This is a genomic window from Bacteroidota bacterium, assembly GCA_034439655.1.
In the GTDB taxonomy this organism is placed as follows: Bacteria; Bacteroidota; Bacteroidia; order UKL13-3; family UKL13-3; genus CANJUD01.
Genome location: JAWXAU010000061.1, coordinates 1 through 12,516, shown reverse-complemented (window position 1 = coordinate 12,516; position 12,516 = coordinate 1). Strand labels below are relative to the sequence as shown.

The 12,516-nt window shown below is 36.2% G+C and carries 12 protein-coding genes and 1 pseudogene; 4 read left to right on the top strand and 9 right to left on the bottom strand.

Going from position 1 to position 12,516, the window contains the following annotated elements:
- Positions 1-119: 119 nt before the first annotated feature.
- A pseudogene (locus SGJ10_03820) lies at positions 120-218 on the bottom strand (ORF6N domain-containing protein).
- A 148-nt stretch (positions 219-366) separates the two neighbouring features.
- Here SGJ10_03820 and SGJ10_03815 point away from each other — a divergent pair.
- On the top strand, positions 367-810 hold the full coding sequence (locus tag SGJ10_03815; GenBank protein MDZ4757253.1) for an SET domain-containing protein: 444 nt from the start codon (positions 367-369) through the stop codon (positions 808-810).
- Between the two features lie 656 nt (positions 811-1,466).
- Here SGJ10_03815 and SGJ10_03810 read toward each other — a convergent pair.
- Both SGJ10_03810 and mnmE read right to left on the bottom strand, forming a co-directional pair.
- Positions 1,467-2,540: a T9SS type A sorting domain-containing protein gene (locus tag SGJ10_03810; protein MDZ4757252.1), complete on the bottom strand. Its 1,074-nt coding sequence runs from the start codon at positions 2,538-2,540 to the stop codon at positions 1,467-1,469.
- 547 nt (positions 2,541-3,087) lie between these two features.
- Positions 3,088-4,473 carry a tRNA uridine-5-carboxymethylaminomethyl(34) synthesis GTPase MnmE gene (gene mnmE / locus SGJ10_03805; protein ID MDZ4757251.1) on the bottom strand — a complete coding sequence of 462 codons (1,386 nt, stop codon included), beginning with the start codon at positions 4,471-4,473 and terminating at the stop codon, positions 3,088-3,090.
- Positions 4,474-4,578: 105 nt separating this feature from the next.
- Between mnmE and SGJ10_03800 the strand changes: the two genes are divergently transcribed.
- From SGJ10_03800 to SGJ10_03790, 3 genes are read left to right on the top strand one after another with little or no spacing between them, the layout of a single operon-like run.
- Positions 4,579-5,244 carry a hypothetical protein gene (locus SGJ10_03800; GenBank protein MDZ4757250.1) on the top strand — a complete coding sequence of 222 codons (666 nt, stop codon included), beginning with the start codon at positions 4,579-4,581 and terminating at the stop codon, positions 5,242-5,244.
- Between the two features lie 54 nt (positions 5,245-5,298).
- Positions 5,299-5,712 (top strand): polymer-forming cytoskeletal protein, encoded by a 414-nt coding sequence (locus SGJ10_03795; protein MDZ4757249.1) that lies wholly within the window; start codon positions 5,299-5,301, stop codon positions 5,710-5,712.
- 32 nt (positions 5,713-5,744) lie between these two features.
- The gene (locus tag SGJ10_03790; protein MDZ4757248.1) at positions 5,745-5,972 is read left to right on the top strand and encodes an AtpZ/AtpI family protein; all 228 of its coding nucleotides are present in this window, start codon (positions 5,745-5,747) and stop codon (positions 5,970-5,972) included.
- Positions 5,973-6,008: 36 nt separating this feature from the next.
- Here SGJ10_03790 and SGJ10_03785 read toward each other — a convergent pair whose 3' ends face one another.
- The 6 genes from SGJ10_03785 to SGJ10_03760 all read right to left on the bottom strand — a co-directional run bounded on the left by SGJ10_03785 (position 6,009) and on the right by SGJ10_03760 (position 12,111).
- Positions 6,009-7,010, bottom strand: a complete 1,002-nt coding sequence (locus tag SGJ10_03785) for a zinc dependent phospholipase C family protein (protein MDZ4757247.1) — start codon at positions 7,008-7,010, stop codon at positions 6,009-6,011.
- A 73-nt stretch (positions 7,011-7,083) separates the two neighbouring features.
- The gene (gene ispG / locus SGJ10_03780) at positions 7,084-8,979 is read right to left on the bottom strand and encodes a (E)-4-hydroxy-3-methylbut-2-enyl-diphosphate synthase (protein MDZ4757246.1); all 1,896 of its coding nucleotides are present in this window, start codon (positions 8,977-8,979) and stop codon (positions 7,084-7,086) included.
- A 132-nt stretch (positions 8,980-9,111) separates the two neighbouring features.
- Positions 9,112-9,669 (bottom strand): cob(I)yrinic acid a,c-diamide adenosyltransferase, encoded by a 558-nt coding sequence (locus SGJ10_03775; protein ID MDZ4757245.1) that lies wholly within the window; start codon positions 9,667-9,669, stop codon positions 9,112-9,114.
- 49 nt (positions 9,670-9,718) lie between these two features.
- On the bottom strand, positions 9,719-10,483 hold the full coding sequence (locus SGJ10_03770; protein MDZ4757244.1) for a LytTR family DNA-binding domain-containing protein: 765 nt from the start codon (positions 10,481-10,483) through the stop codon (positions 9,719-9,721).
- A gap of 82 nt (positions 10,484-10,565) precedes the next feature.
- Positions 10,566-10,913 (bottom strand): four helix bundle protein, encoded by a 348-nt coding sequence (locus SGJ10_03765; protein MDZ4757243.1) that lies wholly within the window; start codon positions 10,911-10,913, stop codon positions 10,566-10,568.
- Between the two features lie 139 nt (positions 10,914-11,052).
- Entirely contained in the window at positions 11,053-12,111 is a 1,059-nt protein-coding gene (locus tag SGJ10_03760) for a histidine kinase (protein MDZ4757242.1), read from the bottom strand.
- Positions 12,112-12,516 lie beyond the last annotated feature (405 nt).

The window sequence follows — 12,516 nt, the reverse complement described above, 5'->3', positions numbered from 1 at the left end:
TTTTGGACTATTATATATTGAGTTTCGGTATTAATGCCGAACTACATCCCGAAAGCCCCGCTTAATCCCGATAATTATCGGGATGCGGGGGGATTAGTCTCTTCCTTTTGGACTATTTTATTACGTCTCACAGCTTGCTTTAATACCCGTGTCGCCACTTCATATAACTCAGCGAGGTCATAATCTAGCATTACCTTTTGCCCTCTGAGTTCATGTATTTTTGTTTATATATTTTGTAAATGCATAAAGTTACAAAGTTTAAAAAATCTATCATTTGGTTGACCACAAAATTTTAACATAGATATCCACTTTTATAAACTTGTCTCAATTTGTGATAAGCTATTCTCTATATTTGCATATTATAATATGACGGAAAAATTCACCATCGAACATCTTGAAATAATAGACGCAAAAGAAGCAGATTATTTATATATAAAAACATCGAATATAATTGGAGCAGGAATGGGACTATATACTTCTATTAAACTTTATACCAATGAAATAATTGCTATATATAATGGAAAATTGCTCACATTGGTAGAAGCAAAAAACAAAGCAGAAAATAATTTGGATTCTTATTTCATGAATATGCCCAATGGCTCTATACTAGATGCGATGAATGTGAAAGGCTTTGCCAAATATGCCAATGACGCACAAGCTAACAAAAACGATACCTATAAAAACAATGCAATCATTACGCAAAATTCGCAAGGAAAAATATGCTTGGCGGCATTATATAATATAAAAGCTGGAGAAGAAATATACTGTAGTTATGGCGTGAAATATTGGAAGAAGTATAATGATAAATAGGGTTGAACGATTTGACAAATCAACATACGCACAAGCATCTGCTGATTTGACAAATCTGTCCGACATGACGAGTATCATATTCCTTCACTGACCCAAATCATTTTCCTGAAGTATAATATTGATGTTACTTTGCATCATTATAAAACGAGACAGATTTGATTGATTTGGTATAATATATTTATTTTCATGGTTAGCAAAAAAACCACCTCATAGTAGGTGGTTTTTTTGTTTTATGTGATGCCTATTTGTCGCCGTTCTGCGAACGGTGACCTAATATAACCAATGTTTCTTAACTGCAAGGTCTGCGACCTGGAAAAACTATATGCCTACCATTGATATTTCCCATATATATGCAACGAATGAGTGTACTTGATGTTGTCGCCGTTCTGCGAGCGGTGACATTATATGGATAGAAAGGTCTATGACCTGGCTAATCTATAATACTTTTAAATTTAACCATCGATAAAGTATATATATGCACGCATATGAGTGTACGCTGTTCCATAAGAAAATAGTTTTAAATATACTTTCTGACCATGACAGTTGTTCAGTGTCAAAGATGTTCAACTTTTACCAGGTTGTAAACCCGGTTTTCTATTGCAAGTCACCGTTCGCAGAGCGGCGACAACGGGTATTGGGGCAGCAGGTGCTTGCTGTTATTCAATCACCACTTTCCTTGTTTCAGAATGCATCCGCAAAAAATAAATTCCTTTTGGGAATGCTGAAAGGTCAATTACCTTCGAATTTCCAGTATTCATTATATCTTTATATATTTGTTCCCCTATGGTATTATAAACAAATAATTCATTTTTTTCTATTGAATAATAGTCATTCGATATTGTTAAAATTCCTGAAGTGGGGTTTGGATAAATTGTATAATCCGATGCTGCGTTATTGATCTCGTTAATACCGCTTGGAAGACTAACAGATTTGAAATAATGAACATCAGTAACCTGACCTCCTTTATATATTACATGTGCATAATGCTGCAGAGACTTATCGGAATACCAATAGTAAGTTGAGTCTTGATTTATTTTTGGGAAACCTGGAGCCAAAGACCATTTGCCACCTGTAGAAGCACTTTTAATAAAAGTTGAATCAATACTATACTTTCTTACAATTTCTAGTAAGCTAGAAAAAGAACCGGCCGGTACTTTAAGTGTACCTTCTGCAATCACTTGTTTGCTTCCTGCTTCGGTCTTTTTGAACCAAACGGAATCTATACTTGACTGCCCAATAGCACTGCCAGGAACTACAATGTTCATCGTGACGGGCTTGTTGACAAGGCTATTGAGTTTATATGGGAACTCGAATGCTTTTGCTGGTGCATCGAAACTTACAGCCATGGTATTTCCGTTTCCGAGCACGTCACCGCCAATACCTAATAAATATGCACCGTTTTGATCACTATTTATGAACGATACAGTCTTGTCGGTACCTTCATGCGAAGCCACTTCAGCGGTAGGAAAAGCAGACCCACCAGGCGACTGATTTGGGAATGTCCAAAAAATTGTATCATCTGCCCCAGGAAATGCATACACTCCTGTAAAGTCCCATGTATTTCCAGTTCCACTTTTATTAAAATTAAAAGCAGGGCTAGGGGTATTGGCATCATACATATAAAAAATAGTTCCTGGCTTAGGAACATTAGAGCGGTTAAGTGAAACCTGTGCGTTTAAACGCATTACTGGAATGAGCAGTAAGGCTAATAGGATAGTTTTTGAAGTCATTTTTTTATTGCAAAGTAAAGCATAGAATCACCTAGAAACAATACTACTTTTGACGTATTTTTCTTATTTGCCTTCGTTGTTGCCCAACTTTTCGCCGTTCTGCGAATGGTGACTTTGAAAACAAATAGTATATAATTAAGGTCTGTGACCTGGCACGTACATTTTTTTCAAGATTTATGAATATATAACAGTACTTCATATATATTTGCCTGAAATGAGTATCGATAGTTGCAAAGGAAAAAAATCGACAATATTTGAAAAGTTATGCTACGAGTACCGGGCTCTAAACCCTGCTTTCTATATAATGTCGCCGTTCCTGCAGCACGGCGACAACGGGAGTGTACGCCGTTCCATAAGAAAAGAGGATCAGAAATATTTTCTGACAATGACGGTTGTTCAGTGTCAAAGATGTTCTACTTTTACCGGGTTGCAAACCCTACTTTCTATTACAAATCACCGTTGGCAGAGCGGCGACTACGGATCAGATAGAATATGCAACTCTTCCACGTATAGAAATATTATAAAATCTATTTGGCATTATTATATATTACTTTCCGATACAAAACCTCGTAAAGATTGACCCAAGCAGGTCGTCAGTCGATATGGCACCCGTAATGTTACCCAAATGTTGTATTGCCTCCCTAATATCAAATGCTACCAATTCGCCACTTATATTATTTTGGAAACCTGCTTTCACTGTTTGCAAACATTGTATAGTTTCTTGTAGGCTGGTTACATGGCGAGCATTGGTGAGCACGATGTCATTTTCATTGGGTTTGTGGGGCAATGCTGCTGCCAAGGCTTTTTTGAGCTGCTCTATACCTTCTCCCGTTTTACTGCTAATCGGTATTATATTATTATAGTCTTTAAATGCGGCTAATTTGTTTTGTATATCATTACAAGTATCACATTTATTTGCAAGCCAAATTATATATTTATTTTCCAGTAATAAATGGGCAGTTTCTTGTTGTAATAATTCAGGTGTGGTATCATTGATATCAAAAACATATAATACTACTGAGGCTTCATTGATTTTTTCCAAAGTACGTTCAATGCCCATGCCTTCAATAGCTTCGGCATGTTTGCGTATACCTGCGGTATCAATTAAACGGAAATTAATTCCTTCTATTATAATATTTTCTTCAATGGTATCACGGGTAGTTCCTGCAATATCACTTACCAGTGCACGATCTTCGTTTAATAACACATTGAGCAAAGTAGATTTACCCGCATTGGGTTTGCCTGCTATTACGGTGGCTATGCCATTTTTAATTGCATTTCCATAATGAAAAGTATCAATCAATTTTTCCGATTTGATTATAATTTCATCAATCAATTTATATAATTGTTCGCGGTTGGCAAACTCCACATCTTCTTCGGCAAAATCTAACTCCAACTCGATGAGTGCAGCAAAATCAATTAACTGTTGACGTAAAATATCAATCTCTTTTTGCACCCCGCCTCGCATTTGCCCGAGTGCGGCTTTATGGGCTTTTTCATTTTCGCCTGCTATCAAATCTGCCACAGCTTCGGCACGGCTCAAATCGAGTTTTCCGTTTGTAAAAGCCCGCAAGGTAAACTCACCAGGTTGTGCCAAACGGCAGCCGTGCTTTACAAATTGTTGTAATAATAATTGCTGAATATAGAGAGAACCGTGACAAGAAATTTCGACCACATCTTCGCCCGTATAACTAGCTGGTGCACGAAAAAGTGTAATCACAGTTTCATCGAGTATTTCATGAGTATCAGGATTGGTGAGGCTTGCAAAATGAGCAGAATATCCTGGCTGTTCAGTAATAATTTTGTTTTTGATAAACTTTTGTATAATGCCTAGGGCATCGTTACCTGAAAGTCGCAACACGGCTATGGCTCCCATTCCTGGAGGTGTAGCTACTGCACAAATAGTATCGTTATGGTTATAAAATGATTGCATATAAGGTAGGTGCAAATTTAACTGAAAAAGAAGGGATTACTTTAACTTTCCAAAAGTTCCAAACTTTTGGAAAGTTAATCAAGTAAAATAGCTAATTTTGCACTTATGAAATTGAGAAATTATATATTTGTTTTTTGTTTGGTGTTATATACTTCATCATCATTTGCCGCTAATATACTATTGGTAGTAGATACAGAATGGGAGTGGGTGAGACGAGTTAATTATATAACAAAAAAGGATGCAAGTGAGGCAGCTATCAAAGCACAAATGATGGATATTTTTCATACTACTTTGCAAACTGAGTTGATAGCCAAAGGCCATAAGGTCACTGTGATTTCATTTGCTGAACTTCAGAAACAAACTACGGGAGAAACGATATTGTCTAAATCAAAATTTTCACCCATGCCCAAATATAAAAATCGTTGGGATAGGCTCACTTCCATCTCTCCGATGTATACGAGTTTAAATATTAATTCGCCGGAGCTACAGCCGTACTTCGCTGCACAATTAACCAAGTATGACTATATTATATCACTGAATAGGGTGAATTTTTCACATAACTTTTTGAAAGCTTTCTTTAATAGGGGCAAAAGACAAATCAATATGCACTATGACATCATTTCTCAAGATAAGAAATTGGAAGCAGGGAAATTATGTCAAATGCACCATATTCTTAAAAAATCTGCGTTGCCCAAAGCTCTAATAACCATGATGAATGCACCTGCGAAGCATTTAGTACTTGCTTTTCAACCAATTATAGAAAAAAAATAATTTGGTTTTTTCAACTTTTTGAGCAAATATTGCAATACCAATTAATTAACAATTATGTCAATCATAGGAAATAAAAACACAAAATCACCCGAGTTCAACCCCAATTTGTTGAACCTTATAAACAGCGGTACCGAGGTAATTGGCGATATCATATCTAATGGAGACGTTAGGATTGACGGTATTCTTCGTGGCACAGTAAATACTAAAGCTAAGTTGGTAATTGGCCAAACAGGTATCATAGAAGGCGATGTAAAAGCTCAAAATTCAGATATCTCAGGCCAAGTGAAAGGCAATATCATTGTTGATGAACTTTTGATACTTAAAAGCAATGGAAAAATTACGGGCGACATTACCACTAAAAAGATTATAGTTGAGACCGGCGGTGAGTTCAATGGCAAATGCCAAATGCAAAGCAGTGGGATTAAAAATGCTGCACCTGCATCCAATGCACCGCAACAAAAGGCTTAATCGCTTAACTTCGTTCATTTCTTGAATCCCTTTTGGGTAACGATACTATTTTGCCCGACGAAAAAAAATCAAATCCTTATGCCAAATACTCAAGTTTGGCCATACAATTAGTAGCAGTAGTAGTAGGGCTCACTTTCCTGGGTCATTATATTGATGAAAAATTAGAAAACATTAAATTCCCTTTATTCACGGTAGTCTTGGCCATATTTTCAGTGGTGGCTGCTTTGTATTATATGATAAAAGTGTTGAGTGGGAAATGAATAGTTGGTAGTTGACTAGTTCAAGAATTCCTGATTCTAAAATTCCTTGTCAGCTTCAATACCAAATAATTTTCCTTTTTTCCAGTTCTTCAAATCTTTTTTCAATAAGGGTTTATTTCTTTGGGTGAGTTCGGCTGCATCTAATTTACTGAGGTCAGGTTTGCCAGCATTTACCCAAGCAGTATACCAAAAGTTTGCAGTAACAGCAACAGACTTAGCTAGTTGTTTCTCCACCATTCCATTTAGCATTTTGTGCAATTGCGTGGCATATTCTAAACTGAAAATTGATTGCTTAAATTTACTTTTCACTACATTACCTTTTGCATCTTTTTCATATATTTTATCAGCGGGGAATACTAGTTTAAGTTGTCTGTCAATTAATAAAAGCGTATCAACCAATTGATGCGAATTGAATATGATATTCCAAGTTTCTTTTTCTACATCTTCTACATATTTAGCATCGCCTGTATAATAGTTATAATCTCTCCCAAATAATTCGGGCAAGCGTGATTCCCATAATGAATGAATTCCTTTTTGGTTGGTCATTTGTCCATCGTGATTTGCGGATGTGTGCAGCGGCATGTGGGCATCGCCCAGATAATGGCCCAAGTCGGCGGCTAAAAATAGTATTTCAGTTTTGCGTTTTTCTTTAAATGCCGTTGTTAATTTAGCCATCATTTCTTGAATATACCAAGGCAAAATTCCATTATCTGCAATAAATTTGGTATCATATTTTAGTTTTACTTCATCTAATGTTCTAGGTAAACTATCTCTAGAACCAAAGTTCTCTAAATCTATATAATGACGTGGATTTTCTGCTTTGTCGCTTAAAGTATATTTTCTCAAATCGGGCACAGTTGATTCTTGTGTAATATAATCGATATGATTATAAAAAAATGCTTGTAATGGCTGTGGTAGGGCCAGCACTGCTGCACGATTGATGTGCTCGTGTCCAAAAGTGCCCCAAGAGATTAAGGTGAAACTAATTGAAACAAAAAACAATATTGCTATAATTCTATTTGTAAATTTTTTGATCATGCGTATATATATTAGGTTTCAAAGTAATGAATACTATATGAATAAATTATGATGCGATTATATAATAGTGTATTTATGAAACCTCCAACCAATCACCATTGTCAGTAATCAGTTGTATTAACTCATCCACCGCATTTTCACTACTGATATTTCGTTTCATAATATCCCTGCTTTTATATAAAGTGATTTTGCCCGGGCCGCTGCCTACATAGCCATAATCAGCATCGGCCATTTCACCTGGGCCATTAACAATGCAACCCATAATGGCAATTTTTAATCCTTTCAAATGCTCTGTTTTGCTACGAATCATTGCAGTGGTTTCTTGCAAATCGAACAAGGTGCGACCACAACTGGGGCAACTTATATATTCTGTTTTTGAAATGCGTAAACGGGCTGCTTGTAATATTCCAAACGATATACTATTTACTTCATTCAAAGGCACCGCTGAGCATTGAAGCCATATTCCATCGCCCATGCCATCTATCATCAAGCCACCTATATCGGTTGAGCTATATAATATAGTTTTTTCTTTGGGTTCGGTATAACTTGCTTTTAATATAGCAGGATTTTTAATACTATAATACATCAAACCCCAGAGCATTTGGCGTAATACCCTCATGGGACGAGGATGTATGCATTCCAAAATTAATATGGCATTTGCAGGTATATGTTGTAGTTTCGATATTTGAGCGAGGTCATTAATATATACAAAATTGAGCTTTGAGTGCCAGGTGATATCGGTCTTTGTATTTCCAATTTCGATTAAAGGAAATGACTGTTCGCGGTTCGATAATTTCTCCCATGTTTTATAATTATATATAGCCTTTAATCCATTAGGCAACATAAAATTGACGGGATGGTCACCTGCAAATATATAATCGCAGCCTTGCTCAGTCATATGCCATTTATCCAAAGCAGCATCATACTGATGTCCTACTAATTGCAGGTCGAATTCTGTAATATTTTTCAAGTATGATAAGTCTACCACAACCCTTGGTAATTGTGTACCACCGATGTTTTCAACTTCAACTGATTTGCGTTTTTGATAGCTAAACGGACTATAATGTTCTTTCACTTTTAACGAATCAGAAAAGTCTTCTATTATAAGTTCATCAGGTGAATCGTTATCATATCTTTCTACCAAAAATTTGGCAACAGGTGCCTCAAATTCGGGGTCTTCGGTAAGCGAAACACGAACAGTATCGCCCAATCCTTCTTCCAATAAAGTGCCAATTCCTATAGCTGATTTTATTCGTCCATCATCGCCATCGCCAGCCTCGGTAACGCCTATATGCAAAGGGTAGTGCATGTTTTCTAAATCCATACGTTGCACCAAAAGTCTATATGCCTGCACCATCACTTGCGGGTTACTTGACTTCATGCTCAATACTATATTATGATAATCTTCGGCTCTGCAAATTCGTAAAAATTCCAATGCAGATTCTACCATTCCAAGTGGCGTATCACCATAGCGGCTCATAATACGATCGCTCAAAGAACCGTGATTGGTGCCAATACGCATGGCCGTGCCCTGCTCTTTGCATATATGTACAAGCGGTGTAAATCTTTCTTTGATGCGTTCTAATTCTGCTTCGTATTCGGCATCATTATAATCGATGGTTTCAAACTTTTTCTTATCTGCAAAATTGCCTGGATTGATACGAACTTTTTCTACAATTCGAGCGGCTATTTCTGCGGCATTGGGCGTGAAATGTATATCAGCAACTAAAGGAGTATTATAGCCGCGTTTGCGTAATTCGTCTTTTATATTTTGTAAATTTTGAGCTTCATTCATACTCGGTGCTGTGATTCTTATATACTCACAGCCACTTTCTATCATACGAATACTTTGCTCCACGGTCTTCTCCGTATCCATGGTATCGGTGGTAGTCATAGATTGTATACGAACTGGGTATTCACTTCCCATGGGCGTGTTTCCTATTGTGACGGTGTTGGTTTTTCTTCTCATATTAGTTAGTAGTTAGTGGTCAGCCCGCCGCGGCGGGCAGTGGTCAGTGGATAGTAAACAGTAGTTAGTAATCGGTTTTTATCTGCCGTATGGCACTGTTTACTGTTTACTGTTTACTATTTACTATTTACTTTACTTCTTCGATGGTTCCCAAACAATTTCTTTTACACCTAATTGTTTTCCTATATATCTTGATAAGGTAAAAAGATAATCACTCAATCTATTCAAATATTGTATAATAAGTGCAGGCACAAAACTATGCTCCATCAATGCTACACAGAGCCTCTCAGCTCTTCTACAAACACAGCGAGCAATATGGCAATAGGAAATTTGTATATGTCCACCAGGTATAATAAAATTTTTTAGCGGGGTGAGTTCGGTGTCCATTTGGTCAATGGATTTTTCTAAAAGTATGATATCATTTTCGCTGATATCGGGTAAAATCATTTTGGCATTTTCGTCATCGCAGGCCAAATTAGAACCTACTGTGAACAAACGATCTTGTATATATTTTAATTCTTCTTTTTTGCTCTCGATTGTTACAACATCGCGGACCAATCCTAAATAAGAATTAAGTTCGTCCACCGTGCCATAAGCTTCTATTCGTTCATGCGATTTGGAAACTCGCTTACCACCAATTAGGCCTGTGCTGCCTTTGTCGCCGGTTTTAGTATATATTTTTGTTGCCATTGCTTTATTGACTTTAGAGTATTTTTAACGGCAAATATAATAATTTGTTTTAGGAGTCGAGCCATTCTTTGAAATCGGAAGCTTTTTCGCGACTTATGTCGATTTCCATGGCAAACGGAGGTTTGAGCACCGCCAATAGTTTACCATTATAACTGCTTTTTACACGCTCTATCATAGCTACATTAATAATAGCTTGTCTGTTTGCACGGTAAAATTGTTTAGGATCGCACATTTCCTCGATCTCTTCCATCGAGTGGTTTTCTGATAAGTAACGGTTATTTTCTTTGGTATATATATATATTAATTCTTCTTTCGAAAAATAAGCGATATCGCCAATAGGCACAGGCATTAATGTGTTTCGGGTTTGCACCATGAAACGTTCTTTATACTTACCACCACCTTGGTTTAAATTTGACAATAGACCTTTCAATTTTACCGAAAAATCACTGTTTTCACTAGTATATAATTTAAACTGGTCCAATGCATGTTGCAATTCTTCAGCATCAATTGGCTTAAGCAAATAATCGATACTATTATGTTTAAAAGCTTGGATGGCATATTGATCGTATGCGGTAGTAAATATTATGGGAGCAGTAATAGTTACTTCTTTCAAAATATCAAAACTCACCCCATCACTCAATTGTATATCCATAAAAATCAAATCGGGCTGCGGGTTACTTTGAAACCAAGCTATCGCCTCAGCAGTACTGCCTAAGGTGGTGATAATTTCAATCTCCTCGTTCAGCGTTTTCAACTGATTTTTGAGGTCTTTGGCCACTAAAGGCTCGTCTTCTATAATTAGTGTTTTTATCATGTTATTTAGTTGTCAGTGGTCAGTAAACAGTGGTCAGTAGTTAGTAATCGGTTTTTATCTGCCGCATGGCACTGTTTACTGACTACTTTAAAGATTTAATTAGTCCATTTATTATTTTAGAAATTTCTTCTGATTGCAATATTAAAGTATTACTTGATTTCACATTTAAATATTTAAGACGGTTTGCTAAAATTAACATAGATTTTACTTCACTGCATGAAGCTAATGAATAATATAGAAATCTTTTAAAATCAGCATTAGAGCTTCTGTCAAAACCTTCGGCAATATTCTTTGAAATTGAAACTGTGGCTCTGCAAATTTGATTTCTATAATCCCAATCTTTAGATTCTCTAAATGAACTATATATTTCTATCGCAAAGTCTTGTGCTTTTTGCCAAGCTATAATATCTTCAAATTTTATAATTTTCATAATTAGTGGTTAGCCCGCCGCGGCGGGTAGTATTCAGTAGTCGGTGGTCAATAGTGCATGCCTATTTTTATTGTTGGTAGCCAGTTTTTTGCTGCCGTATGGCACTGCCCGCCGCGGCGGGCTGACCACTGTTTACTTTTTACTGCAATGGTACTATCACCACAAAAGTAGTTTCATTTTCTACAATTTCTACTTCGCGGTCGGCAATAATTCTATAAAGTTCTTTCATATTTTGTAATCCCACTTTGTTGGATGTTTCCACAATGGATTTACGTTGCAAATTATTTTCGACTACCAAATATTTGTTCTTTGTATATATTTTTATTTTTAAAGGTTTTGTATTCGATATGATATTATGTTTGATGGCATTCTCTATCAAAATTTGTGTGGTAACAGGCACTATCGTTAGGAATTTATCTTCTTCAGGTACATTTATTTCTATCTGTAATTGACCATCGAAGCGGGTATGCAACAACATTACAAAACTATTTATAAACTGAATTTCTTCACCCAGTTTTACCAAATTTTCATCTTGGTGCTGTAATAAATAACGATATACTTTCGAGAGTTGTTGCAAAAACTGAGAGGCCAATTGCTGGTTATCGTATATGAGACTGTTGAGGGAGGTAAGGCTATTGAATAAAAAATGGGGGTTCAATTGGTTCTTTAAATTCTCAAACTGAAGCATTGCTGATTCTTTTTTGATTCTTTCGTTGTGCACCAGAGTCTCTTTCCATTCTTTTATAAAATGATTGCTCACATATAATAAGTTTACTACAAACGATAATAATAAATTGGCGGTTACAAATAGATATTCCAGATGGATGAGTAGTTCTGGGTGCATCCCTGTTCTAATAGCATCATCGAATATATGATTTAGAAAGAGTGCATTAAATATAAACTGCACCAAGGTCATAATGGACATTCCCATCAATACCTGAAGGGTTATGCGTTTAGGTACATTGCGTTGGTGCGGATAATGGCAATTCAAAAAACGCTCGACCCAAGCAGCACTGTTAAGCATAATGGCAGACATGAAGAAAACGACTACAAAGGTTTCGAGGTGCCAAGTCCAGTCGAGTTGTGGGAAAAACCTATATCTGACGATAGACGACAAAGCCGCAATGAGCAGAGAAATTTTATTGCGACGGTTGAATACCCATTGGTATAGCTTGCTCTTGGTGCGTTTGAGGGGCAAAGTATAAATAATTTAGAAGTGCGAACTTACACACTAAATGTGTTTGGTTGAAAGTGAATTGGTTCAAATGTGAAAAATGGAGGGTGAAACGTTGTTGCTAGGGGAGGTTATAAAAGTTCAGTCTTTAATTATTTTTTTACAAATGACGAAAAGTATTTTAGATTGAGGTGATAAATTATTATTTGACCTATAGATACTTTATGATTGAAAACCTTTAGTTTTGAAAAATAAATAAACCTTTACATTGTCAGGCTTATCTACCCAAGTATTGATGAATATGCCTAGTTTTATCAAGCCTATAAGTAAGTTAGGCGTAATGCTAAACGACACACATTAACATCATTAAACAGAAAAAGAAATGAAACAAAATTTTGACAGGACAAATCCAGACGAGGCAGATGAATA